Annotated in this window: 21 protein-coding genes and 1 pseudogene; 12 read left to right on the forward strand and 10 right to left on the reverse strand. The window is 72.7% G+C overall.

What is annotated here, in order from left to right; translation table 11 throughout:
• Window positions 1-150 precede the first annotated feature (150 nt).
• From UK12_RS05140 to UK12_RS05155, 4 genes are all read left to right on the forward strand, one after another.
• Window positions 151-1,278 carry a hypothetical protein gene (locus UK12_RS05140; RefSeq protein ID WP_156178543.1) on the forward strand — a complete coding sequence of 376 codons (1,128 nt, stop codon included), beginning with the start codon at window positions 151-153 and terminating at the stop codon, window positions 1,276-1,278.
• 176 nt (window positions 1,279-1,454) lie between these two features.
• Entirely contained in the window at window positions 1,455-2,543 is a 1,089-nt protein-coding gene (gene rsgA / locus UK12_RS05145) for a ribosome small subunit-dependent GTPase A (RefSeq protein ID WP_045300022.1), read from the forward strand.
• Between the two features lie 184 nt (window positions 2,544-2,727).
• Entirely contained in the window at window positions 2,728-4,269 is a 1,542-nt protein-coding gene (locus tag UK12_RS05150; RefSeq protein ID WP_063838209.1) for a DNA-3-methyladenine glycosylase 2 family protein, read from the forward strand.
• Window positions 4,266-4,769, forward strand: a complete 504-nt coding sequence (locus tag UK12_RS05155) for a methylated-DNA--[protein]-cysteine S-methyltransferase (RefSeq protein ID WP_045300024.1) — start codon at window positions 4,266-4,268, stop codon at window positions 4,767-4,769. The genes UK12_RS05150 and UK12_RS05155 overlap by 4 nt, the downstream gene beginning before the upstream one ends.
• Before the next feature lie 74 nt (window positions 4,770-4,843).
• Here the strand turns inward: UK12_RS05155 and UK12_RS05160 are convergent, their stop codons facing one another.
• A complete protein-coding gene (locus tag UK12_RS05160; protein WP_082119319.1) occupies window positions 4,844-5,386 on the reverse strand; it encodes a MarR family winged helix-turn-helix transcriptional regulator in 543 nt (180 codons plus the stop codon).
• 136 nt (window positions 5,387-5,522) lie between these two features.
• Here UK12_RS05160 and UK12_RS40910 point away from each other — a divergent pair, with 136 nt between their 5' ends.
• A complete protein-coding gene (locus UK12_RS40910) occupies window positions 5,523-7,160 on the forward strand; it encodes an MFS transporter (RefSeq protein ID WP_197084583.1) in 1,638 nt (545 codons plus the stop codon).
• 92 nt (window positions 7,161-7,252) lie between these two features.
• On the opposite strand, the gene UK12_RS05170 is transcribed toward UK12_RS40910, so the two are convergent.
• The 3 genes from UK12_RS05170 to UK12_RS05180 form a co-directional block, all read right to left on the reverse strand.
• Window positions 7,253-7,957: a DUF305 domain-containing protein gene (locus UK12_RS05170; protein ID WP_231591049.1), complete on the reverse strand. Its 705-nt coding sequence runs from the start codon at window positions 7,955-7,957 to the stop codon at window positions 7,253-7,255.
• Window positions 7,958-8,024: 67 nt separating this feature from the next.
• A complete protein-coding gene (locus UK12_RS05175; RefSeq protein WP_045300026.1) occupies window positions 8,025-8,705 on the reverse strand; it encodes a DUF3105 domain-containing protein in 681 nt (226 codons plus the stop codon).
• 111 nt (window positions 8,706-8,816) lie between these two features.
• Entirely contained in the window at window positions 8,817-9,416 is a 600-nt protein-coding gene (locus UK12_RS05180) for a hypothetical protein (RefSeq protein WP_045300028.1), read from the reverse strand.
• Window positions 9,417-9,693: 277 nt separating this feature from the next.
• On the opposite strand from UK12_RS05180, the gene UK12_RS36320 reads away from it, so the two are divergent.
• Window positions 9,694-11,577: a hypothetical protein gene (locus tag UK12_RS36320; protein WP_052681567.1), complete on the forward strand. Its 1,884-nt coding sequence runs from the start codon at window positions 9,694-9,696 to the stop codon at window positions 11,575-11,577.
• A gap of 52 nt (window positions 11,578-11,629) precedes the next feature.
• Here the strand turns inward: UK12_RS36320 and UK12_RS05190 are convergent, their stop codons facing one another.
• The 3 genes and pseudogenes from UK12_RS05190 to UK12_RS40915 all read right to left on the reverse strand — a co-directional run bounded on the left by UK12_RS05190 (window position 11,630) and on the right by UK12_RS40915 (window position 13,272).
• Window positions 11,630-12,244 (reverse strand): TetR/AcrR family transcriptional regulator, encoded by a 615-nt coding sequence (locus UK12_RS05190; RefSeq protein WP_045300031.1) that lies wholly within the window; start codon window positions 12,242-12,244, stop codon window positions 11,630-11,632.
• Window positions 12,245-12,467: 223 nt separating this feature from the next.
• A pseudogene (locus UK12_RS44950) lies at window positions 12,468-12,683 on the reverse strand (DUF6087 family protein); the annotation flags it as partial.
• Between the two features lie 256 nt (window positions 12,684-12,939).
• Window positions 12,940-13,272 (reverse strand): helix-turn-helix domain-containing protein, encoded by a 333-nt coding sequence (locus UK12_RS40915; RefSeq protein ID WP_052681569.1) that lies wholly within the window; start codon window positions 13,270-13,272, stop codon window positions 12,940-12,942.
• Between the two features lie 278 nt (window positions 13,273-13,550).
• On the opposite strand from UK12_RS40915, the gene UK12_RS05200 reads away from it, so the two are divergent.
• Window positions 13,551-13,961: a CPBP family glutamic-type intramembrane protease gene (locus tag UK12_RS05200; protein ID WP_045300033.1), complete on the forward strand. Its 411-nt coding sequence runs from the start codon at window positions 13,551-13,553 to the stop codon at window positions 13,959-13,961.
• A gap of 86 nt (window positions 13,962-14,047) precedes the next feature.
• Here the strand turns inward: UK12_RS05200 and UK12_RS05205 are convergent, their stop codons facing one another.
• From UK12_RS05205 to UK12_RS05215, 3 genes are read right to left on the reverse strand one after another with little or no spacing between them, the layout of a single operon-like run.
• Window positions 14,048-15,085, reverse strand: a complete 1,038-nt coding sequence (locus tag UK12_RS05205) for an agmatine deiminase family protein (protein ID WP_045300035.1) — start codon at window positions 15,083-15,085, stop codon at window positions 14,048-14,050.
• Between the two features lie 58 nt (window positions 15,086-15,143).
• Window positions 15,144-16,868, reverse strand: coding sequence for an urease subunit alpha (locus UK12_RS05210; protein ID WP_045300037.1), 1,725 nt, complete (start codon window positions 16,866-16,868; stop codon window positions 15,144-15,146).
• Between the two features lie 52 nt (window positions 16,869-16,920).
• Window positions 16,921-17,631, reverse strand: coding sequence for an urease subunit gamma (locus tag UK12_RS05215; protein ID WP_045300039.1), 711 nt, complete (start codon window positions 17,629-17,631; stop codon window positions 16,921-16,923).
• A 303-nt stretch (window positions 17,632-17,934) separates the two neighbouring features.
• Between UK12_RS05215 and UK12_RS05220 the strand changes: the two genes are divergently transcribed.
• The 5 genes from UK12_RS05220 (at window position 17,935) to UK12_RS05240 (ending at window position 23,698) form a co-directional block, all read left to right on the forward strand.
• On the forward strand, window positions 17,935-18,912 hold the full coding sequence (locus tag UK12_RS05220; RefSeq protein WP_052681571.1) for a quinone oxidoreductase family protein: 978 nt from the start codon (window positions 17,935-17,937) through the stop codon (window positions 18,910-18,912).
• 124 nt (window positions 18,913-19,036) lie between these two features.
• Window positions 19,037-19,495, forward strand: a complete 459-nt coding sequence (locus UK12_RS05225) for a MarR family winged helix-turn-helix transcriptional regulator (RefSeq protein ID WP_045300043.1) — start codon at window positions 19,037-19,039, stop codon at window positions 19,493-19,495.
• Between the two features lie 81 nt (window positions 19,496-19,576).
• Window positions 19,577-20,317, forward strand: a complete 741-nt coding sequence (locus UK12_RS05230; protein ID WP_045300045.1) for a carbonic anhydrase — start codon at window positions 19,577-19,579, stop codon at window positions 20,315-20,317.
• A gap of 452 nt (window positions 20,318-20,769) precedes the next feature.
• Complete coding sequence (locus UK12_RS05235) at window positions 20,770-21,180, forward strand: ATP-binding protein (protein ID WP_045300047.1); 411 nt, start codon at window positions 20,770-20,772, stop codon at window positions 21,178-21,180.
• A gap of 268 nt (window positions 21,181-21,448) precedes the next feature.
• A complete protein-coding gene (locus UK12_RS05240; RefSeq protein ID WP_052681573.1) occupies window positions 21,449-23,698 on the forward strand; it encodes an ATP-binding SpoIIE family protein phosphatase in 2,250 nt (749 codons plus the stop codon).
• Window positions 23,699-23,705: the final 7 nt, after the last annotated feature.

Consider the following 23,705-nt stretch of genomic DNA (forward strand, 5'->3'; position numbering starts at 1 on the left):
AGTCCGCTCCCGTGGGCTGCGTCCGATTCTCCGTCGGGCCCGAGCGGACTTCCTTCTTGAATGCTGCAGGGTCGGTGGCCTGCGCTCACCGGGGTCCATGCTCGCCGTCTGCTGCCGCTTCCCCGAGATACGGTGGAGGGTGACCGGGTCATGCACGTTTTGCTCGGGCCGCATGAACTGCCACTGCGCGGTCGTGCCGCCGAGATATCCAGAATCCGTGAGCTGATTTCCTCGGTGGAGGTTCTCGGCAGCGTACTGCTCGAATTCGAGGGAACCTCCGGCGCCGGGAAATCCAGAATGCTCCACGAGGCCGGGCGGGTGGCGGAAGGGCTCGGCGTCCCGGTCCTGAACGGCCTGCGCGGCGAGGTGGACTCGGGCGGCCCGCTGGTCGTCCTGCTCGACGACCTCCACGGTGCGGGTGCCGAGGACGCCAGGGCGCTCAACGCCCTGCGCGGACAGGTCGCGGACACCCCGACCGTCTGGTGTGTCACCCGCCGGCGCGGTTCGGCCAACGGCCCGGTGGACAACGCCCTGCTCTCCATGACGATCCATCACGAGCGAGTGGCACTCAGCCGGCTGGGTGAACCCGAGGCGCACGCGCTCGCCGCCGACCTGCTGGGGGCCGAACCGGATGCCGCACTCGCCCGGGTGCTGGCCGAGGCGGGCGGGCACCCCGAGGCGTTGAAGGCGCTGGTCGAGGGAGTGCGGGAGGAGGGCTGCCTGACGTTCGGGCCGACGGCCCGGCTCACCTCGTACGCGACCCCCGAGCGGGTCCGCGTCCTCGTGCAGCGGCTGCTGCACGAATGCTCCGCCTTCTGCCGCCGGATGCTGCGGGTGGCGGCCGTACTGGACCGCCGGATCGCCTTCGACGAGCTGGCGAGGCTGCTGGGCACCACACCCGCCAATCTGCTCCCCGCCTTCGACGAGGCGGTGATCGCCGGGCTGGTGCGCGGCGACACCGGTGACCTCGCCTTCGCGAACGAGCTCTTCTGGCGGACGACCTGCGAGTCGATGCCGCCCACCGTGCGGACGGCGCTGCGGCGGCAGGCCGCAGCCCTGCGGGCCCAGCACTTCCGGGCACAGGGGCCGGCGGAGGCGGGCCGGGGAGGGCTTGGGAGCGATCAGCCGGCCGAGGGCCGGGCTGGGCGAGCCCCGGGCTGGGCGGGCGTGGATAAATCGATGGCCCTCCCGGACGGACCCGCACTACCGTGGTGCCCGTCCGGGAGGGCCCATCGGTGGCCGTGCCCCGGGCTGTTGACTGTGTCGGCTGTCGAGTGACAAGGGAGGTGGGGACCGTGGTGGCTGTCGTTGTCCGGCGCGTCGCCCGTGCCAAGAAGACCGGCGTTCCTACCTCCGTGGTCTCCGGCCGACCCACTCCCACACCCCTGCGCTGACGCCCGAGCGTCGAGCGCGCACGGCCGGGGCCACCTTTTCTTCCGAAGGGTCACCCCCCGTTGAACAACTTCTCTGTCGCCCCCCCGCTGTCCGGCTTCGGCTGGGACGAGGCGCGGGCAGCCGAGTTCACCCCCCTCGCCGAGGCCGGGCTCACCCCTGCACGTATCGCACGGGTGGACCGCGGCCAGTGCGAGGTCGTGCTCACCGACCCCGAGTCGGGCGAGCTGCGGACCGTACGGGCCGACTCCCGGCCGGTCCACGACACCGACCCGGTCGGCAATCCCTGCACCGGTGACTGGGCGGCCGTCGACCTGGCGGCCACGCCGCTGCCCACCGTGGCGGCGCTGCTGCCGCGCAGCACCGCGATCATCCGCAAGGGCGCGGGCAAGCGCTCGGACGGACAGGTCCTGGCGGCCAACATCGACTCCGTACTGATCGCCGTCTCGCTCGCGGCCGAGCCCGATCTCGGCCGGATCGAACGCTTCCTGGCGCTGGCCTGGGAGAGCGGTGCAGACCCGCTGGTCGTCCTCACCAAGGCCGACCTGGCGGACGACGCCGAGCACATCAGGTCCGACGTCGAGGGGATCGCGCCCGGCGTGCCGGTCCTGGTGGTCAGCGCCGAGACCGGCGAGGGGCTGGACGTCCTGCGCGCCTGCCTCGGCGGCTCGACCGCACTGATCGGCCAGTCCGGAGCGGGCAAGTCCACCCTGACCAACGCGCTCACCGGTACCGAGACGATGGTCGTCCAGCGGACCAGGGACCGGGACGAGAAGGGCCGGCACACCACCACCACCCGGGAGTTGATCCCGCTGCCCGGTGGCGGCGTGGTCATCGACACCCCGGGACTGCGCGGTGTCGGCCTGTTCGGTGGCGAGGGGCTCCGGCAGGCGTTCGGCGAGATCGATGAGCTCGCCGAGGGCTGCCGCTTCCACGACTGCGGCCACCACACCGAGCCCGGCTGCGCGGTGGCCGCCGCCCTGGCGGACGGCACGCTCCCGCAGCGCAGGTGGGAGAGCTACCTCAAGCTGCAGCGCGAGAACGAGTGGAACGCCTCCCGGACCGACGCCCGGCTGGCAGCTGCCCGTCTCCAGCGGTGGAAGAGCATCACCAAGTCGATGCGCGGGCCGCACAGCCCGACCCGCCGCTGAATCCGACGCCCGACCCGGCGCTGGACCCGAAGCTCGACCCGGTGCTGGACCCTGACGTGCGGCCACCCCTGATCGCGGGGGTGGCCGCACGGCCGCGGGCCGGGGCGGTCCGGACCGGGCGCCGCTGACGGCCGTGTCCGATTTCCGCCAGTCGATGCTCCTGCGGTGACGCAGACTGGACAGCGTGATCGACGACGACACCCGATACCGAGCCGTGGACAGCCGGGACGCCCGCTTCGACGGGGTGTTCTTCACGGCCGTCAGCACCACGGGCATCTACTGCCGGCCGAGCTGCCCCGCGGTCACCCCGAAGCGGGTGAACTGCTCCTTCTACCCCACCGCGGCGGCCGCTCAGGGCGCCGGTTACCGGGCCTGCCGTCGCTGCCGCCCGGACTCCGTCCCCGGCTCGCCCGAGTGGAACCACCGGGCCGACCTGGTCGGCCGGGCGATGCGGCTGATCGGCGACGGCGTGGTGGACCGCGAGGGCGTCGCCGGACTCGCCGACCGACTCGGCTACAGCTCCCGCCAGTTGCAGCGCCAGCTGACCGCCGAACTCGGCGCGGGCCCGCTCGCCCTGGCCAGGGCCCAGCGCGCGCAGGCCGCCCGCCTGCTGCTCCAGACCACCGAACTGCCGGTCACCGAGATCGCGTTCGCGGCCGGCTTCGCCTCGGTCCGGCAGTTCAACGAGACCGTCCGCGAGGTCTACGACCGTACCCCCAGCGGCCTGCGCGCGGAGGTCGCGGCCGGCCGCCGGAACACCGTGCGAGCCGGTTCGATCAGCCTGCGCCTCGCCTACCGGGGCGCCCTCGACAGCGAGCACCTGATCGACTTCCTGGCCCTGCGCGCCGTCCCCGGCGTGGAGGAGGTCGTCACCGGCGCACAGCCCGGTGTCCGCACCTACCGGCGCACCCTCGCGCTCCCGTACGGCCACGCCGTCGCCGAGGTGGACGGCCTGGGTCCGGCCACCGACCCCCGCCGGGGCTGGCTGGACTGCCGCCTGCGCCTGACCGACCTGCGCGACCTCACCACCGCCGTGTACCGCCTGCGGGCCCTCTTCGACCTGGACGCCGACCCGGACGCCGTGGACACCCGGCTGGGTGCCGACCCGGTCCTCGGCGACCTGGTCCGCGCCCGCCCCGGCATCCGTTCGCCCGGCCACGTGGACCCGCACGAGCTGGCGGTGCGGGCGGTGCTGGGCCAGCAGGTCTCCGTCGCGGCCGCGCGTACGCTGGCCGGACGGCTCGCCGACCGGTACGGCGTGCCGCTGGCGGAGCCCAGCGGCGGGCTACGGGTGCTCTTCCCGAGCGTCGCCGCCCTGGCCGGGGCGGAACCGGGCGACCTGGCCATGCCGCAGTCCCGCCGCCGGGCACTCACCGGCCTGTGCACCGCGCTCGCCGACGGCACGGTACGGCTGGACGGCGGCGTCGACCGCGAGCAGGCGGAGGCCGCGCTGCTGGACCTGCCCGGGATCGGACCGTGGACGGTCGGCTACCTGCGGATGCGGGCCCTCGCCGACCCGGACGTCTTCCTGCCCACGGACGCCGGCGTCAGGCACGGCCTGCTCCGCCTCGGACAGGCGGGCGACCCCAAGGCGGCCGCCGCGATCGCGCAGACCTGGGCGCCGTGGCGCTCGTACGCCGTCCACCGGCTGTGGTCCACCGCTTCGGCAGTGAACCCGGCACAGGGACGGACGACTTCGGACAGTGTGAAGGGTGAGCAGGCATGACAACGGTGTTCACGACCATGGAGAGCCCGCTGGGCGTGCTGCTGCTGAGCGGCACCCTGGACGGCAACGGACCGGCCGCGCTGACCGCGGTGACCGCACCCGGCCAGAAGGGGGCGCTCTCGGAGCCCGCCCCCGACTGGGTGCCGGACGCGCTGCCGCTGGCCCCGGCCGTGGAGCAGCTGACGGCCTACTTCGCCGGTGAGCTGACCGTCTTCGACCTGCCGCTGGCACCGGTCGGCACGGAGTTCCGGCAGCAGATCTGGCACGCCCTGGACGACATCCCGTACGGCGCCACCGTCACCTACGGTGAACTCGGCGCGGCCGCCGGGAAGTCGCCGCGCGCGGTGCGGGCGGTCGGCGGCGCGGTGGGCGCCAACCCGCTGCTCGTGGTCCGGCCGTGCCACCGGGTGATGGGCGCCAGCGGCGCGCTCACCGGCTTCGCGGCCGGGGTCGACCGCAAGCGCTGGCTGCTGGAACTGGAGCGCGGGACGCTGTTCTGACGGCCCGCCGGTCCACGGCGACCGCCAGTTCGGGTGGCCTCCGCTGGTTCGGGGGCCACCGGGAGCCGCCGGGGTCAGAGGCCGGTGCGGTCCTCGGGCAGGCCTGGGCCGGTCAGTGCCTTGGCCAGCTGCTCCAGACCGGGCAGGGCGCGCATGACGGCCTCGCGGTCCGCCCGCGACAGGCTCTCCAGGGCGTCGGCCATCCGGCGCTCGTGGGCGTGCTGCCAGTCCCTGAGCTGCTGGTGGCCCGCCTCGGTCAGGGCGATCCGGGCGGTGCGGCGGTCGCCGGGGTCGGCCTGCCGGTCCACGAAACCGGCCTCCAGCAGCTTGCCGACCAGGCCGCTGACGGTGTTCGGAGCCAGCCGCTGGCGGGCCGCCAGCTCGCCGACCCGCAGCGGTGCGGCGGCCAGCGTCTGGAGCAGCTCGACCTGGGCCATCGGCAGCGACTCCCAGGGGTACTCGGTGCGGATGCTGCTGCGCAGCGCCCGGCGCAGTCTGGTGATCACATCCGTGAGCCGCTGGGCGCGCTCGATCGCTGCGGCCTTCTCCAGCACGGACTCACCACCGGTGAGGGTGGGGTCGGGGGAGGCGGGAGAGGGGCTGGGCAGCGACGGCATGGCGGAAAGCGTATCGTCTCTCGGCCGCATGGCTCGGTCTGTGACCAGCTCTGTAGACGATTGCATCCCATATCGAGATGGTCGATCGGGGACAGGGTCTGTTCAAGAGTAGTTCGTCGTCCGATATATTCTGCACATGAGCACCGACCGCCGACCAAGACTGCTCGACGGCACCCGGCTGCTCGACAGCCGCCTGCTCGCCGAACACCCCCGGCCCCGGGCGATCGCGGCCTGGCGGCACGCCCACTGGCTGGCGGTCGGAACGGTCTGCCTCGGCGCCTTCCTCGGGCAGCTCACGGCCAGCATCACGGTTCTGGTCTTCCCCGCCCTGGAGCGCGGGTTCCAGGCCAACTTCGCCGCCGTGGAGTGGGTGGCGCTCTCGTACCTGCTGGTCCTGGTGGCCCTGCTGGCCCCGGTCGGCCGGCTCTCCGACCTGGTCGGGCGGAAGACAATGTACCTGGGCGGGTTCGCCGTCTTCGCACTTGCCTCGCTCGGTGCCGGGTTCTCCACCGGCCTGGCCGAACTGGTGGTCTGCCGGGCCGTGCAGGCCGTGGGCGGCGCCATGATGCAGGCCAACAGCGTGGCTCTGGTGGCGCGCGGTGTACCTGAACGAGCGATGCGCACCGCGCTCGGTGTACAGGCGGCGGCCCAGGCCCTCGGCCTCGCCCTCGGTCCGACCCTCGGGGGACTGCTGGTGGCCCACGCCTCCTGGCGCTGGGTGTTCTGGATCAACGTCCCGATCGGCGTCCTCGGTATCCTGGCCGGCTGGTTCCTGCTGCCGCGCACCTACCCCCGGGGCCGCCCTGACCGCCCTGCCACCGGAGGGTCGGTCGGCGCTGCGTCGCACGTCGGCGGGGACGTACGAGTTGGCGGGGACGTACGAGTTGGCGGGGACGTACGAGTCGGTGGGGAGGGGCGGACCGGTGGGGAGGGGCGGACCGGTGGGGAGGGGCGGTTCGACCTGCTCGGCCTGGTCCTGCTCGCCGGCTCCTCGACCGCACTGCTGCTGGCCCTCTCGGTGGCCTCCGGCCTGCCGCTGCCCGGTTGGGCGGTGGGTGGGCTGCTGCTGCTCGCGGCGGTACTGGCGATTGCCCTCGCCCGGCAGGAACAGCACGCGGACCGTCCGATCATCGCCCCCGGACTGGTCAACACCCCCGGGATCCGGGCCGGTCTGCTGGTGGCCCTGATCGGCTACCTGTTGCTGTTCTGCCCCCTCGTGCTCGGCCCGGTGGTGCTCGTGGGCGAGGGGCTCCCGGCCGCCACCGCCGGGCTGGTGATCACAGCGCTGCCGGTCGCGTTCGCGTTCGCCGCCACCTTCGGCGGAGGCCTGCTGCCCCGGCGCTGGTCCGACGCCACCCGCTGCCGCTGCGGCGCGCTGCTCGCCGGACTCGGCTTCGTGCTCCCGGTCCTCCCCGCTCTCCCGATCCTCCCGGCGCTCCCCGTGGAACCGGTCTTCGTGGCGGGCTACACCCTCGCGGGTTTCGGCCTCGGGCTGCTGCTGCCCGCCAACAACGCCCTGGTGATGCGGGCGATCCCGGCCGAGAGCTCGGCGGTCGGCGGTGGCATGGTCAACATGGTCCGCAGCCTGGGCACCGCCCTGGGGACCGCGCTGCCCGTCCTCGGCGTCCACCTGGCGGGCCGGGCGGCCGGAGGCACGACGGTCCTGCTGCTGCTGGTCGCGGCCGCCGCGCTGGCGGTGCTGCTCTCCAAGGCCGCCCCCGCGCGCGAAACCGTACAGGTACCGGCCCCCGTGCGGGCACGGGCGAACCGTTGAGGCGCTGACCGCAGGGCGGCATGCGAACGGGGTGCGGTGGACCGGAGTCCACCGCACCCCGTCGTTCTGCAGGCGGCGCGGGCCGACGAGGCTCAGGAGAGCAGCTTGGCCCCGCGCTCCTTGAGCATGTCGGTGATCAGGTCGATCTCGGAGCGCTGCCCGTTGACCATGGTCTGGGCGAGCCGCTTCTCCACCGGGTTGGTGCTCACGTCGAGGTAGCCCTGGGCCATCTCGATCCCGCCCTTGTGGTGCTCGGCCATCAGCTGGAGGTAGTACACCTCGGCGTCCCGCCCGCTGAGCCCGCGCAGCTTGTCGAGCTCGGTGTTGGTGGCCATGCCCGGCATCAGCGAACCGTCGTGCGCCGTGTAGGCGTGGTCCATCTTCATCCACGCCATGGGCTTGGCGGCCGAGCTCTGCGTCAGCCCCCACTGGTCGAGCCAGCCCATCAGCATCCCGCGCTGGTTGGCCTGGGTGTTGATGATGTCGAAGGCCAGGTTTCGGACGGCGGTGTCCTGGGTGCGGTCCCGGACGATGAACGACATGTCGATCGCCTGCTGATGGTGTGTCGCCATGTCGCGGGCGAACCCGGCCTCGGGCGAGTCGGTGGCAGGCGCGCTGGCCACCGTCCCCGAGGCGGGCGAACCCCCGGCCATCAGCGCCGGGATCCCCAGTCCGAGTGCCACTGCGGCGGCCAGCGCGGCCGGCCACCACATCCGTCGCCTGCTGCGCGGCTTGGCGGGCCCCTCGATGCTGTCGAGCGACTCCACGGCGTCCATGGCGTCCATGGTGGGTTCCACGGTTTCCTCCAGGTGAGGAGCGTCGTCCACGGTCACGTTCGCTGCCCTGCCCCTGGTGCCGTGCCGGTCACTGGGCGGTGCTGCACGACGCCCCCGGCTCCTGGGTCTGCGGGCCCTGCACGTACTTGGTGAAGAACTCGTCCACGCGCGGGTCGCTCGCGCTGTCCAGGACCAGCTGGGTGCCCCAGGCGGTGAGCGTGATGGTGCCCTTCTCGTCCGGGTACGGGCTCATCAGCGAGTACGGGGTCGCCTTCACCTTGGTCGACAGCGTCTTGAGGTCGGCGGCGGACGCCTTGGCGTTGTAGGTGACCCAGACCGCGCCGTGCTCCAGCGAGTGGACGGCGTTCTCGTTCTCGAGCGGCTTGTCGTAGACCGTGCCCATGCAGTTGGCCCAGACCGGGTTGTGGTCGCCGCCGACCGGTGGGACCTGCGGGTAGTTGACCTTGGTGGTCACGTGGTTGCGGGACAGGTTGCTGAAGGTCTTCACGCCCTCGATCGGGGCCTTGGCGGCGGCGGTCTTGGCGTCCTGCTTCGACTTGGCGTCCAGCGCGACCCATGCGCCGACACCGATCATCGAGGCCACCAGCACGCTCGCCGCGCCGATCGCGATGAACTTGTTGCGGCGGTCGCGGCGCTGCTCCTCGGCCCGGAGCTCGGCGATCCGGGCCCGCCGGTCGGTCGCCCCGGCCTTGCCCGTCGCCCCCTGGTGATTGTCCGGCTTGTTCGACTGCTTCGATGCGGAACCCATGGGAAGTGTCCTTGTCCCCGCCGCGTGTCGGAACACGGCGGTATGCGGTGTGGTGGGGATGGCGGAGCCGCCGGCCGTCCGCAGGGCGGTGCGGGCCGACGGTGGGTTCCGCTAGGACCGGTGAACCTGAAGCACGTGCAGGTCGGGTGCGTGGTCGGGCCCGACCAGCGCGACGAACGGCGCCGGGCGGGGCAGCGCCTCCGGCGCGACCGAGTGGGTCGGCACGGCGGCCGCGGGCTGGGGCGGCGCGTTCGGCAGCTGGGACTCCTGGCCGCAGAACGGGTGGCTGGAGCAGCCGCTCCCGGGCATCGGGTGATCACCGTCGACCGAGCACCAGGTCAGCGGTAGGCCGCCGTCCACCGGCAGGCCGTGCAGGGCGTGCGCGGTGGTGTCGTGGGCGGCGGCACCCAGGGGGCTTGCGCCGGTGCCCGGGGAGGCTGCGGCCGGCGCACCCGGGTACCGGACGGCGAGCCGCAGGGCGGCGATCGGCGCGGCGGTGGTGTGCGAGGCGGCGGTGTGCGGGACGGGCACTGCCAAGGTCACGGTGGTGACCGGGGTGGGCTCGGGCTTCGCCGTCACGGCTTGGGCGCGTCCCGCGCAGGGCAGCAGGGCCAGCAGGCCGACCAGCAGCAGTACCAAGAGCGCGCCTGCCGGGCGGCCGACGGTGCCGGCCCTCCCCGGCTGCGGTGCGGTGGCTCCCGGCGCGGTCATGCGCACATATTAATCAGCCGAAGGAGTGAAGCGATGCCCCTTGCCCGCCTTCATTTTCCAGCTCGGTGGCCCGCAGGCGGTGTCGAATCCTCCCCGGTCGGGGCAGTTCGGGCCAGGTCGGGACCGATCGGGCGCAAAGGTGGCCGGAATGCTGCACCCACCGGGTGACCATTTGTCCACGATTCCCGGACAGCGTCGTTCTCCTTGGGGACAATGACGTCGAGTCCGGCACCCAGCCCGCTCGGCAGACGGCAGCACACGAACGAGGAGCCGCCAGATGAGCAACCAGGGCGCACCCCCGCAGCACCGGCCGGACGACGGCTGGTGGCACGCGGTGTACGCGGGCCCGGCGGGCACCCTGCCGGACACCCCCGGCGCCGGCGTGGACGAGGGCAGCGTCGACGACTGGTTCGACACGGCGGCCGGGATGATCAGCGCCCGGCGTGCAGCGGACCGGCGGGAGGGCCCCCGGCCCACCGTTGGCCCTTCCGTTGAGGACCTGCCGGTGGACGACCTGCCCGTCGGTGACGTGCGCGGTGACGACCCGCTCGTTGCCGATCCCCAGCTCCAGGACCTGCCCGTCGGCACCCCGAGTTCCGGGCGGCTGACGGCGGAGCGTGCCGACCGGACGGAGCCGGCCGACTCCATGGCCACCGTCGAGGACCTGGCCGGGAGCGGCCCCCCGCACCCGGCCGAGGTCAGCGTCGACGACTGGTTCGACTCGGCTGTCGGCATGATCGGCGCTCAGCGTTTGGTCGACCACGCGGCCACTCCCGAACCGCCGCTTGCCGCCCGGCAGTCGTCCGACGGCGCGGAGGCTGCGTCCGAGACCGAGACCGAGACCGAGACCGCGTCCGCGCCCGAGACCGAGGCCGCGCCTGAGATTGCGCCCGAGGGCGATAGCGAGCGCGTGGCCGACGCCGAGCCGGTGGTCGCGGCGGCGGAATCCACGCCGGGGTCTCCCTCGCCGGCCAAGACCGTCGTCGCTGACGGCGGCGCCCCGGCGGCGCCCGAAGTACGTGACGTAACGGAGGCATCGGAGGGCCTGCCGCCCCAGCCTGAGCCGCACTCCTCCTCGGAACCGGCCACCGCTCCCGAGCCCGTTCCCCCGGCGACTCCCGTCGACACGCCTGCTGGCGCAGCTGCCGCCGCATCCTGCGGTACGCCCGCCAGTGCACCCGCCGACGGTGACGCGGTCACGCCCCGTCCGTCGGTGCCCCGCCAGGTGCACCAGCACCAGCAGCCGCACCCCGTCCCGCACATCGGCGAACGTCCGCCCACCTACGGGCCCGAGCCCACCGCGCTGCCCGCCGCCGACCCGGACGGACTCGCCGTCCTCGCCCCCGACACCGCCATCGACGGCGCGCAGTACGGTTCGGCGACGCTCCGGGCCGTCTCGGTACGCGGCGACTCCGCCCGCTTCCGGGGCGAACCGCGCCGGGACTCGCTGCTGGTCACCCGGTTCGGCGAGGGCGAGGACGGTCTGCTGCTGGCGGTGCTCGCCACGCCGGGACGCGCCCAGCCGCCGTCCGCCGCCGCGACCGCGGCCGAGGCATGCCGCCAGCTCGCCGCCGCGATCGGCCGCAGCCGTCTCGAACTCGCCGCCGACCTACGGGCCGGTGCCCGCGACCGGCTCCGCTACGGCCTGCAACGCCTCACCGCCCGCGCCGCCACACCGCTCCGGGTCGACCGGCCGTCGGCTCCGGCGGTGGTCCCCGGACCCACCGATCCGGCTGCCGGGTCCGGCGCCGGTTCGTTGCACTGCCTGCTGCTCTCGCTGGACCCGGAGGCCACCCACCGAGCCGCCTTCGGCACCGGACCGGGTGCCCTGTACCTGCTGCGTTCCGGCCACTGGATCGACGCGTACGGGGCCAGGCTGCTGCACCACCCCGACGGCCGACCGCCCGTACCGCCGCCCTCGGTGGCGCCGCCGCGCCCGTTCCGGTTCCGGCTCGTCCCGGCCACTCCGGGGGACATCCTGCTGCTCTGCTCGCCGGGCCTGGCCGAGCCGATCGCCGAGGAACCGGCCGTCGCGCACTTCCTGTCGAGCCACTGGGCCCACCCGCACCCGCCGGGGTCGGTCGACTTCCTCCGTCAGGTCCAGGTCCGGGCCAAGGGCTACGCCGACGACCGTACGGCGGCCGCCCTCTGGACGGAGTAGCTGCCCTGCGGGCCCGTCCGGTGGCCGGGCGGCCGGCTTCAGCGCTCGCGCCTCAGCAGTGCCGCCCAAGCAGTGCCGCCGCGACGGACGCCACCTGCGCGGCGGCCTCGTCCCGGCCTGCCCCCGGAAGTCCGATCGCGATCGGCACGGCGAAACCGTCGAGCAGTGCGCGGATCTGGACGGCCCGGTCGTGCGCGCCGTCCGTCCCCTCGGTGTCGAACGACCCGTCCGCCGCGCCCTCCTCGAGCAGCGCGACCAGGTCGGCCTGCCAGGGCGCCTCGATCTCCAGCTGGCCCTGCCGGATCTCCGCGCTCGACGGTGAACGGCCCCACACCTCCAGCCACAGGATCCACCGCGGATCCCCCGGCCCCTCGGGCAGGTACAGCTCCGTGTACGCCGCGAGCCGCGCCCAGACGTCCCCGCCGTCGCGGCCGAGCGCGGCGCGGCGGCGTACGCCCAGCTGCTCCTCGCTCCAGCGCAGGGTCTCCAACAGCAACTGGTCCTTGCTGCCGAAGTAGTAGAGGAGATGTCCGGCGCTCATCTGGAGCTGCTTGCCGAGTCCGGCCATGGTCAGCTTCGCGACCCCGTGCTCCGCGATCGCGGCCCGAGCGGCGGCGAACACCTCCTCGCGCGGTCGCGCAGCCCGGCGCGCCCGTGGCTCCGCCATCTGCTCGTCCTCCTCCTGACCCGCTCCGACCGGCCTCCCACCATAAGGCTTCGGCCACCCGGTATCCGGGTCGGCTGCCCGCCGCCGTCCGGCCCACCGACCGCGATCCACCTGGGCTGATCCACCAGAAGCGCGACATCGCCTCCGGCGGGGAGCCGGTGGGTTGAGTCCGGGCGGCGCTGCCGTCCACGGCCGGTGTGATGAATTGCCACGGATCGGCGGTGCGCGAGCGCAGAAGGCGGTCCGCTGCCGCGCGGTCGCCGGTGACCGCTGTCGGAGTCCATGGGAAACCGTCCCACTCAAGGATGAGCCGAGGCGTCCGGCGGTTGACGCGAGCGGCCCGTGCGGTGCCGACGGCCGGGCTCACGACTCTCCGCGCGCCGATCGGTGGCAGCCACAACTCGCTTCGTACAGAACGGCCTTCGAGTGGCCTGTCCATGCCCGCTCCTACCGGACCCGCTGTTGACGTGCCCGGTCTCGTACCGGCCCTCGATGCCGGGTACGTCGCGCAGCCGCTGCAGCTCTCCGATCGTGACGGCAATCCGGGTGCCCAGAGTGAGCGGCACGTCCTCCTCGATCTCCCGGGCGCGGGTCACGGGACTGTCTGGATCACCGACGAGGAACCGGATCCGGCAGCCCGAAGCCGCCTTGCGCCGCAGGAGACTGCCGAGGTTCGCCTGCTCCAGCCACAGGAATTAGTTGGTGTAGCCAGCGAACATCAGCTCCTGCTCGGCCTTGCCGATCAGCTGCCGCCACAGTGCCGCGGGCGCCGCAGACCTGTACGGGTAGATTTGAACGATCTCACGGTCGGCACCGGTCTTGACGGTTAACCGGACAGCTGTCGGCCACAAAACCGCCTCCTCCACGTTAAGTGCCTGGCTGGCGGCCCATCGGTGCCGGCCATGCGGGATGCGCCCGGAGTTTGCCAGCCACCGCCCCACCGTTTTCGGATCCACGCCGCAGGCTTCGGCGAGCTGAGCCTCAGTCATCGTGGCAGCCACCATGGCATTTCGCAGGGCCTGGTTCATAGTTCACCTCTCAGGTGCACCCGGGACGAGTCAAGGTGTACCAGTGAGACGTCCCAAACGTCCTCGAAACACGGTCGTGGACGTCCCCGGAAGAGGTCCAGGATCAGACCGTGACCGAGACGCGAAATCCGGCCAGCCCTGATGCGGCCCCAGACGCGAAACCGCGATGCACAGGATGCGGCGCCACCGACAAACCCCTCCACCCGTACATTGGTGAGCCACCGGGTGGTTCTCGCCGTACAGCGTGTTCTGAAAATCCTTGGCTGGACTCGCTGTTCGTGGGCGCTGCGCTCTTCGCGGCGGCCCTCGTCGCCACCAATCTGATGGGGTACCTCGGCGCCCACCTCCCAGCCTGGCTGCCCTCTCCCGCGCACTCGCAGGCTGAGACTGCCGGCGTGCACGACTACCTCAGTGCTGTCACCGTCATCGGGCACGCCGCGGTCATCGAGGAACTGCTGATGACGGCAGCGGTGGCCATCCTGGGGCGCGACGTCTTGCCCGTCTGGGCGATCTACACCGTCAGTGTCAGCCTGCGCGTGGCCGCTCACCTCTACCTGGGCTTCGCCGGCATCCCGGTGGCCATCCTCGGCATCACCTCGGTCCACCTGTACCGCAGGTACGGCCGGATCGTTCCGCTGATGGCCGCTCACTTCGCCTTCGATGTCGGCCAGCTGTTCATCAGCTACTGACCGCCCCCTGACCGCCCGGCCGCGCGCTCCGTACAGCGCACGGCCGCAGTGATGCAGCTGAGACAGTGCCCTGACCTCGAACTAAGTCACGCCTTCGGCTGCTGCTGGGTGATGCAGTGGATGCCGCCGCCGTTGGCGAAGATCTCGCGGGCGTCGACGAGTTCGACCTTGCGGTCGGGGTAGGCGTCGCCGAGGATAGAGGCGGCTTCCTGGTCGCGGGGGTCGTCGAAGGCGCAGAGGATGACGGCGCCGTTGGCGACGTAGTGGTTGATGTAGGAGTAGTCGACCGGCTCGCCGTCCTCGTCGGTCAGGACGGTGGGGGCGGGGAGTTCGATGACCTCCAGCTGGCGGCCGGCGGCGTCGGTGGAGGTGCGCAGGACGGCGACGATCTGCTTGCACACCTCGTGGTCGGGGTGGGCCGGGTCGGGCTGGACGTGGGCCACGACGGTGCCGGGGCGGACGAAGGAGGCGACGATGTCGATGTGGCCGCGGGTGCCGAACTCGTCGTAGTCGCGGGTGAGTCCGCGCGGGACCCAGACGGCCTTGGTGGTGCCGAGCTGGGCGTGCAGCTCCGCCTCGACGGCCTCCTTGGTCCAGTCGAAGTTGCGGCCCTCGCCGAGCTGGACGGTCTCGGTGACCAGGACGGTGCCCTCACCGTCGACGTGGATGCCGCCGCCCTCGTTGATCAGCTTGGAGACGAAGCGCCGGACGCCGGTCAGCTCGGTGATCTTCTCGGCGATGTGCTGGTCGTTGTCCCAGCGGGCCCAGGACTGCGCGCCCCAGCCGTTGAACACCCAGTCGGTGGCGGCGATTTCGCCCTTGCCGTCGATCAGGAAGGTGGGGCCGATGTCGCGCATCCAGGCGTCGTCCAGCGGGCGCTCGACCAGCTCGACCTCGGCGGAGACGTAGCGGCGGGCGGCTTCGGTCTCGCCGACGTTGACGATCATCGTGACCGGCTCGTACCTGACGATGGTGTTGGCGACCCTGGCCCAGGCCTCGCGAGCGGCGTGCAGGTGCTCCGGGTTGTCGAAGGTCTGGTTGTCGGTCGGGAACGCCATCCAGGTGCGCTCGTGCGGGTGCCATTCGGCGGGCATCCGGAAACCGAGGGAAGCGGGAGTCGTCATGAGGGAGAGGTCCTAAGTTCGCTGCAGGGTGGGGGTTTTCAGAGGAAGGTGGGGGGTTTCAGAGGAAGTAGAGGCGGCTGAGGGAGACGGTGTCGGCGGGGGCGGAGCGGAGGGGGGAGCCGTCGAGGGAGACGAGGCCGGTGTCGGCTTGGACGTCGACGTGGCCGGTGCGGGCGTTGCGGATCATGTTGCGGGGGCCGATGCCGCGGGTGTTGCGGACGCCGACGCGTCGTCTGCGGGTGGGGAGTTGGTCGGCTGCGTTGTCGAGGTAGGAGGCTTCGGCGGCGGCTTGGGCGACGAAGGCGACGGAGATGTCGGCGGCGGTGGTGCCGTGGGCGCCGAACTGGGGTCCGAGGATGAGGGGTTCGCAGCGGTCGGTGGAGGCGTTGGGGTCGCCGGTGACGCCGTAGGCGGGGAAGCCGGCTTTGAGGACGAGTTGGGGTTTGGCGCCGAAGTGGTCGGGGCGCCAGAGGACGATGTCGGCGAGTTTGCCGGTTTCGATGGAGCCGACTTCGTGGGCGAGGCCGTGGGCGATGGCGGGGTTGATGGTGAGTTTGGCGATGTAGCGCAGGACGCGTTCGTTGTCGTCGCCGTGGTCGGTGGTGCCGTAGGAGCCGGTGCCGTCGAGGGGGCCGAGTTCGGTTTTCATTTTTCCGGCCATGGCGAAGGTGCGGCGGACGGTTTCGCCGGCGCGGCCCATGCCCTGGGCGTCGGAGGAGGTGATGCCGATGATGCCGAGGTCGTGGAGGACGTCTTCGGCGCCCATGGTGCCGGCGCGGATGCGGTCGCGGGCCATGGCGGCGTCGCCGGGGAGGTCGGTCTTGAGGTCGTGGGCGGAGACGATCATGCCGAAGTGTTCGCCGAGGGCGTCGCGGCCGAAGGGGAGGGTGGGGTTGGTGGAGGAGCCGATGACGTTGGGGACGCCGGCCATTTTGAGGACGTTGGGGACGTGTCCGCCGCCGCAGCCTTCGATGTGGAAGGCGTGGATGGTGCGGCCTTCGAGGACGGCGAGGGTGTCCTCGACGGAGAGGCACTCGTTGAGGCCGTCGGTGTGGAGGGCGACCTGGACGTCGTATTCCTCGGCGACGCGCAGGGCGGTGTCCAGGGCGCGGGTGTGGGCGCCCATGTCTTCGTGGACCTTGAAGCCGGAGGCGCCGCCTTCGGCGAGTGCTTCGATGAGGGGGGCGGGGTCGGAGGAGGAGCCGCGGCCGAGGAAGCCGATGTTGACGGGCCAGGCGTCGAAGGCGTTGAAGGCGTGGCGCAGGGCCCAGGGGGAGTTGACGCCGACGCCCCAGACGGGGCCGAATTCCTGGCCGATGATGGTGGTGACGCCGGAGGCGAGGGAGGCTTCCATGATGCGGGGGGACAGGAGGTGGACGTGGGTGTCGATGGCGCCGGCGGTGGCGATCATGCCTTCGCCGGAGACGATGGTGGTGCCGGTGCCGACGACGACGTCGATGCCGTCCAGGGTGTCGGGGTTGCCGGCGCGGCCGATGGAGACGATGCGGCCGTCGCGGATGCCGATGGAGGTTTTGCGGATGCCCTGGATGGCGTCGATGACCAGGACGTTGCTGATGACGACGTCGCAGGTGTCGCGGACGGCGGCGGCTTTGAGGTGGAGTCCGTCGCGGGCGGTCTTGCCGAAGCCGGCCAGGAACTCCTCGCCGGGGGCCTGGGAGTCGGACTCGACCCGGACGATCAGGCCGCTGTCGCCGAGCCGGATCCGGTCACCCGCGCGGGGGCCGTGCACCGAGATGTAGTCATGGGGAGTGATCGCGCTCATGCGGCCGTCTCCGGGCTGTCGAAGCGGGTGGAAACTCGGGCGGTGCGGAGGCTCACGACTCGGCCTCCGCATCGTCGAAGCTGGTGAGGTAGCCGGTGGCGCGGGCCTTCGCCAGGGCGGCGTCGCGGGCTCCGGGGGCGTCCAGCGGACCGTCCACCAGGCCGGCGAAGCCGATCGCGACGCGCTCGCCGCCGATCGGGACCAGGCCGACCTCCACGGTGGCGCCCGGGTCGAAGCGGACCGAGGAGCCGGCCGGGACGGCGAGGTGGGTGCCGTAGGCGGCCTCGCGGTCGAAGGCGAGCCGGGGGTTGGCCTCGAAGAAGTGGAAGTGCGAGGTGACCGAGATCGGTACCGCCGAGGTGTTGTGGACGGACAGCACGACCGTCTCCTCGATCGGGTCGTAGCCCGTGCCGTCGCCGATCAGTGCGGTGCCCGGGGCCTCGTCGCCGAGTGAGCCCGCGCCCTTGAAGGGGTCGTTGATCACGGCGAGCCGGGTGCCGTCGTCGAAGACGGCCTCGACCTGGATGACGGTGACCACGTCCGGGACGCCGGGCAGTACGTCGTCGGCGGTCAGCACGCTGCGTCCGGCCTCGATGGCCTCGGCGAGGCGGCGACCGTCGCGGGCCGCCTCGCAGACGGTGTCGGCGATCAGGGCGGTGGCCTCGGGGACGTTGAGGCGGACGCCCCTGGCGCGCCGGGCACGGGCCAGTTCGGCCGCTGTGAAGATCAGCAGCCGGTCCCGTTCGGTGGGGGTCAGTCGCACGGTTCCTCGCTCGCGGGTGCCGGTGGGAGCCGGTGTCGGGGTGGTCGGTGTCGGGGTGCCCGATGCCGGGCGGCCGCTCGGAGTTAGAACGGCGTTCAAACAACTCTCCGGCCATTGAACCCGGGCCGGGCCGTCATGTCCAGCGTTGCCGTTGGCGAACCGATCGGCGCGCCGGGTGTCGCAATCGAGTATTCGGCTACGTAGTTATATCAGGAGCCTGATATAAAGAAGTCACCTTGCACTGCCGTGGTGAGCCACGACGGTGCGGGGCCCGAGTCTGTTCGAGTCGTGAGGAGCGCAGCCGTGCGCGCTGTCCGTTACACCCGCACCGGTGGTCCCGAGGTTCTTGAGGTGGCCGAGGTGCCCGTCCCGCAGCCGGGGGAGGGCGAGGTCGCCATCGACGTCAGTCATGCCGGGATCCACTTCGCCGACGTGATGTTCCGGCGCGGCCAGTTCCCGCTGCCGCTGCCCGCCGTGCCCGGCCTCGAAGTCGCCGGTACGGTCGCCGGTCTCGGTCCGGGCGTCACCGGCCTGCGGGTCGGCCAGCCCGTGGTCGCACTGCCGACGGGCTTCGGCGGCAACGCCGAGCGCGTCATCGCGGGCGTCACCACCACCGTCCCGCTGGAGGGTGAACTCGCCGGGCTCGACCCGCTGCTGGCGGCCGGTGCGGCCTGCAACGCCGCCACCGCCGTCGGCACCCTGCGCGGCGCGGCCCGGATCGGCACGGGCGACCGCGTCCTGGTCCTCGGCGCCTCCGGCGGCCTGGGACTGCTGCTCGGACGGCTCGCCCGCGCCTACGGCGCCGCCCTGGTGGTCGGCGCCGCGAGTACCGTGCAGCGGGCCGCCCGCGCCGCCGACGCCGGCTACGACCAGGTCCTGGTGTACGGCGAACTCGCCGACCGCACCTCCGAGTTGACCGACGGCCAGGGTTTCGACGTGATCGTCGACTCGGTCGGCGGCGAGCCGCGCGAGCAGGTCAGGGGACTGCTCGCGGTGCTCGGGCGGCACGTGGTGATCGGCAACGCCGCCGACCGGGACATCACGCTGGACGCCAACCAGGTCTGGTACGACAGCTTCACGCTGGCCGGCTACAACCTCGGCGGCGTGCTGGCCCGCCGCCCCGACCTGCTCCGCGCGCAGCTGGAGGAGGGCCTGCGGCTGGTCGCCGACGGCACCCTGCCGCTGGACGTCGAGGAGATCGGCTGGGACGGCGTCGCCGAGGCGCACCGCAGGCTGGAGAACCGCACGGCGAGCGGCAAGTACGTCCTGCGGGTGCGCTGACCGGCTCCCGCCGGGCGCCGCGGACCGTACGGCCATACTGGTCGGGGCCCGGTCAGGGCCCCGACCAGGCCGGTCGAAGCCGAGAAGGCAGGCACCGGCGCGAGCGAAGGAGAGGCTGCGCCCCATGACCACCGACCCCGCCGAGCTGCTCGCGGGACCGCAGGGCGCCCAGCTGCGCCTCGGCCTCGCGATCAAGCAGGCAGAGCAGGCCATGATGGCGGCCAAGACCGACGCGCTGCGCGAACTCGACCTGACGGTGCCGCAGTACGCGGTGCTGCTGCAGCTGACCGAGCGGTCCGGGATGTCGGGTGCCCAACTGGCGCGCGGGGCGGCCGTCACCCCGCAGACCATGGCGGGCGTGCTGGCGAATCTGGAGGCCAAGGGACTGATCGAGCGCGAACCCTCCGAGCTGCACGGGAAGGTGCTGGTGACCAGGCTCAGCGAGGCCGGGCGGGCGCTGGTAGCAGAAGCCGACGCGCGGGCGGTCGGAATCGAGTCGGCGCTTTGGACAGCCTTCGACGAGTCCGAGCGCGACCTGTTCCGTGGCTTTCTCCAACGTGCAACTGCCCTGCTGCAGAAGTGAATAAAGCATCTCCCTGGTCCCGGTAAAGTGACCTCCCGTCACCCAGTCGGCGTAGTACGTGCGGTAGGCGGGAGAGCGGCGATGACGGACCGGCGGAGTGTGCTCCGGGCGGGGACTCTGGCCATGGCGGCCCTGGCGGCGAGTGCCGGGATCCCGGCGGCGAACGCGGCCCCGCCGGGCCCGGGGAGCGGGGCGGCCGGCACCGCGGCCGGCCCGGCCGACACCCCGGCGCAGGCGCTGGAGCGGCTCCGGGCGGGCAACGACAACTGGGTCAACGACCGCGTCACCCACCCGCGCGCGACCCCCACCCGCCGCTCCGACCTGTCGACCCACCAGGAGCCGTTCGCGGTGGTCTTCTCCTGCATCGACTCCCGGGTCCCGCCGGAGCTGGTCTTCGACCAGGGGCTCGGTGACCTGATGGTGGTCAGGACCGCCGCGCACACCAGCGACGGCCTGGTCGCCGGCAGCCTGGAGTACGGCCCCGCCGAACTGGGCGCCAGGCTGCTGGTCGTGCTCGGCCACCAGCGCTGCGGGGCGGTCACCGCCGCCGTGAAGTCCTTCCGCGAGGGCGAGCGGCTGCCCGGCCACCTCGCGGACATCGCCCGCGACCTGCGCGCCCCCTACGAGGAGGCCCGGCGCCTCGGCGTCCCGGCCGACCGGCTGGTCGAGGAGACCGTCCGGGCCCAGACCCGTCGGACCGTGGCGCAGCTGCGGTCGGACCGGCTGCTGTGTCCGCTGGTCAGGGCCGGGAAGCTCGACGTCGTCGAGGCGTACTACTCGCTCGACAGCGGCGCCGTGACCTTCTCGACGCCGGGCCGGTGACGTCCGGACCCGAGGGGCGCGGTGGTGTTCGAGTGCATCGAGCGGCAACGGTGGTGACGGTTGCGTCGCCGCGGCGGTGACGCAGCCCCCGGTACGGTGCTCACCCAAGGCCGGCCGGGGCGGCCCTCGACATGAGGTGAAAGGCAGTCAGAAACGGTGTGGAGCCCGCGCAAACCTCTCACGGGCCCCGAAAAGGATCACTCAGGAGCCCTCGGGCTCCGCTTCACACCAGGTGACCGCCTACGCACTGTTGCGAACCGCGGCGACTGGGCATGAGGATGGTCGGCAGAACGTGGGACGGACCGACCGACGGGGGACGCGGTGGCCGGCCGTCCGGACAGACGTGGGGGCGTACGGTGATGGATGGTCAGGCGAGGTTTCCGCGCCAGCGGACGACTTCGAACAGTGACACGGTCACACCCGTCGGAAGAAACGGCGACAACCCGCAGCCGGTGCACGAGCCCGGCTGCGCCCTGCACCGCAGACTGCACGCCGCGGTGGACCCGGCCGATCTGGTCGCGGTCGGTGCGGTGCGGCACCGCCTGCGCGCCGCACTGAACCGCTGGGGGGTGCCCGAGCTCGCCGACACCGCCGAGTTGCTCACCTCCGAACTGGTCACCAACGCGCTGGTGCACACCGGCAGAGGAGCAGTCTTCGACGCCGTTCTCACCTCCGAAACCTCCGAGCAGCGCCTGCGCATCGAGGTCCAGGACGGTACCGCCCGGTTGCCGGGCCGCCGCACCCCGGTCGAGTTCGCCACCTCGGGCCGGGGTCTGCTGTTGGTGGAGGCGCTCGCCGACGACTGGGGGGTGCAGCTCCGGGGGGACGGCAAGGTCACCTGGTTCGAGCTCGCCACTCCCTGAGCCGCCGTACGACGAGCCGCCGTACGACGACCGCACGACCGATGGTGTACCGCAGCGCCGACGTCTGTGAAAAGGTGCACAGGCGACCCGCCGGGTTCGGGCATTGCCGCCTTGCCGAACATTCGACAGGATAGTGAGAATGTGTGTCCGGGAAGGCAGCGGGGAGATCCGATCCTCGACTGACCGCCACCACCCGTGACACCGTTCCACCACCCCACGGCCATCGCAGTCCGCCCGGACGGCATGCCACGGCAGCGGCAGGAGAAGCATGGCGACTGAGCCCGAGCCGCAAGGGCCCGCGCGCCGCACCCCACCGGCCCAGGCCTCCCGGAGTGCCGAGCCGAGCAGCGCGCTGCGCACCGCCCCGGGACCGCCGGCCGACCGGACCGTGCCCGCGGCGTCCCGGGGGCTGCCCACCCGCAGCGGCGACTCCACCCCGGACTGGCTCGAACCGGCGATGGCCGCGAACGGCATCGGCTCGTTCGACTGGGACATCCGCCGCGACGTGCTGGAGGGCGACCACCGGGCCTGCGTCATCCTCGGCCTCGACGCCAAGCGCCTCGACCGGAGCTCCGCCGCCTTCCTGGCCATGCTCCACCCCGAGGACGCGCCGGTCGTCCGCCGCCGGGTCGAGCGCGCCGTCGCCGAGCTCGGCCAGTGCGGCGCGTACTACCGCACGGTCTTCCCCGGCGGCGAGCTGCACGCCGCGCGGTTCCGGGGCCGGGTGCTCGCGGACGCCTTCGGCCGCCCGTCCCGGATGGTCGGCTTCGTCTGGGACGCCACCGTCGAGCTGCACAAGCGCGAGCGGGCCGGCGAGCTGGCCGCGCTGCGCGAGGAGCGCTCACGCTTCATCAAGGAAGCCGCCCGCGCCCTCTCCGAGGCGGTCACGGTCCGCGACGTGGCGAGAGTCTTCACCGAGCTGCCGCTGCCCGGACTGCCCCCGGACGGCCTGCTGCTCGCCTCCCTGGAGGCCGGCCGCCTCCAGATCCTCGGCGCCAGCGGCTACACCCCCGAGGCCATCCGACCGTACGACCGCTCGCTGCTGGGCCCGGCCCACCCGGCGGCCGAGGCGATCCGCAACCGCGCGCCGGTCTTCATCGCCAGCCGGGACGAGTACCTCGACCGCTACCCGGAGGCCTGGACCAGGATCTCCCCGAGCAACCCGCGCAGTGCCTGGGCCTTCCTGCCGCTGGTCGCCAGCGGCAGAGCGATCGGCGTCTGCGCGGTGGCCTTCGATGACGACCGGGAACTGGACACGGACGAGCGCACCCTGCTCTCCACCCTCGGCGGCCTGGTCGCCCAGTCCCTGGCCCGCGCCCGGCTGCACGACGCCGAGCACGAACTCGCCGCCGGACTCCAGCGCGTCATGCTGCCGCGCACCGTGCCGTCCATCTCCGGCGTCACCACCGCCGTCCGCTACCTGGCGGCCGGGTCCGGGCTGCAGATCGGCGGCGACTGGTACGACGTCGTCCCGCTGCCCGGCGGCCACGTCGGCCTGGTGATCGGCGACGTCCAGGGCCACGACGTGCACGCCGCCGGAATCATGGGCCAGCTGCGGATCGCCCTGCGCGCGTACGCGGCCGAGGGCCACCCGCCGGCCGCCGTGATGGCCCGGGCCTCCCGCTTCCTGGCCGACCTCGACACCGACCACTTCGCCACCTGTACCTACGCCGAGGTCAACGTGGACTACGGCGTGGTCTACGCGGTCCGGGCCGGCCACCTGGACCCGGTGGTCCGCCGCGCGGACGGCAGCGCCACCCCCGTGCCCGTGGCGGGCGGGCTGCCGCTGGGGGTCGACCCGGACGAGGAGTACCGGGTCACCCGGTTCAGCCTGGACCCGGGCGAGGCCGTGGTGCTCTGCACCGACGGCCTGGTCGAGGCCCGGGGCATGGACCTGGACACCGGTTTCGCCCGGCTCTGCGCCACCGTGTCCGGCGACCTCCCCGCCCGGGGCGAGTCGCCGTACGACCCGTTGGACGTCCTGGCCGACCGGATCGCCTCCCAGGCGGCGGACTCCACCGAGCGCGAGGACGACATAGCGCTGCTGCTGCTCCGCTGGGACGGCCCGGCCGGCGGCCTCGCCGCCCAGCAGCTGCGCCGCCGGATCGGGCAGGCCGACCTGGCCAGGATCTCCGAGCTGCGCGGCGAACTGCGGGACGCACTGCGCCGCTGGGGCGTCGCCGAGTTGGTGGACACCGCCGAGCTGCTCGCCTCCGAGCTGGTCACCAACGCGATCCGGCACACCGACCGGGATGCGATGTTCACCGCCCGGCTCTACCGCGAATCCGCCGGCCAGGGCGAGCCGGCCGGGCGGGCCAGGCTGCGGGTGGAGGTCGAGGACGAGTCGGACCTCTGGCCGACCCGCCGCACCCCGGGGGAGCAGGCCTCCTCCGGGCGCGGGCTGATGCTGGTCGAGGCGCTCGCCGACGGCTGGGGTGTGGAGCCCAGGGGTACCGGCAAGCGGATGTGGTTCGAACTCTCCGCCGACTCGAACGGCGTTGACCCGACGGAGAGTTGAGCGTTCA

Origin of the sequence: Saccharothrix sp. ST-888 (assembly GCF_000955975.1) — a bacterium.
GTDB lineage: Bacteria > Actinomycetota > Actinomycetes > Streptomycetales > Streptomycetaceae > Kitasatospora.

What these genes read in the sequence shown, in the direction of transcription:
- UK12_RS05205 (WP_045300035.1), bottom strand. Translation starts at nt 15,085, where the DNA reads ATGACGACTCCCGCTTCCCTCGGTTTCCGGATGCCCGCCGAATGGCAC.
- UK12_RS05155 (WP_045300024.1), top strand. Translation starts at nt 4,266, where the DNA reads ATGACAACGGTGTTCACGACCATGGAGAGCCCGCTGGGCGTGCTGCTG.
- UK12_RS05180 (WP_045300028.1), bottom strand. Translation starts at nt 9,416, where the DNA reads ATGACCGCGCCGGGAGCCACCGCACCGCAGCCGGGGAGGGCCGGCACC.
- UK12_RS05175 (WP_045300026.1), bottom strand. Translation starts at nt 8,705, where the DNA reads ATGGGTTCCGCATCGAAGCAGTCGAACAAGCCGGACAATCACCAGGGG.
- UK12_RS05225 (WP_045300043.1), top strand. Translation starts at nt 19,037, where the DNA reads ATGACCACCGACCCCGCCGAGCTGCTCGCGGGACCGCAGGGCGCCCAG.
- UK12_RS40910 (WP_197084583.1), top strand. Translation starts at nt 5,523, where the DNA reads ATGAGCACCGACCGCCGACCAAGACTGCTCGACGGCACCCGGCTGCTC.
- UK12_RS05240 (WP_052681573.1), top strand. Translation starts at nt 21,449, where the DNA reads ATGGCGACTGAGCCCGAGCCGCAAGGGCCCGCGCGCCGCACCCCACCG.
- UK12_RS05190 (WP_045300031.1), bottom strand. Translation starts at nt 12,244, where the DNA reads ATGGCGGAGCCACGGGCGCGCCGGGCTGCGCGACCGCGCGAGGAGGTG.
- UK12_RS05210 (WP_045300037.1), bottom strand. Translation starts at nt 16,868, where the DNA reads ATGAGCGCGATCACTCCCCATGACTACATCTCGGTGCACGGCCCCCGC.
- UK12_RS40915 (WP_052681569.1), bottom strand. Translation starts at nt 13,272, where the DNA reads ATGAACCAGGCCCTGCGAAATGCCATGGTGGCTGCCACGATGACTGAG.
- UK12_RS36320 (WP_052681567.1), top strand. Translation starts at nt 9,694, where the DNA reads ATGAGCAACCAGGGCGCACCCCCGCAGCACCGGCCGGACGACGGCTGG.
- UK12_RS05230 (WP_045300045.1), top strand. Translation starts at nt 19,577, where the DNA reads ATGACGGACCGGCGGAGTGTGCTCCGGGCGGGGACTCTGGCCATGGCG.
- UK12_RS05140 (WP_156178543.1), top strand. Translation starts at nt 151, where the DNA reads ATGCACGTTTTGCTCGGGCCGCATGAACTGCCACTGCGCGGTCGTGCC.
- UK12_RS05160 (WP_082119319.1), bottom strand. Translation starts at nt 5,386, where the DNA reads ATGCCGTCGCTGCCCAGCCCCTCTCCCGCCTCCCCCGACCCCACCCTC.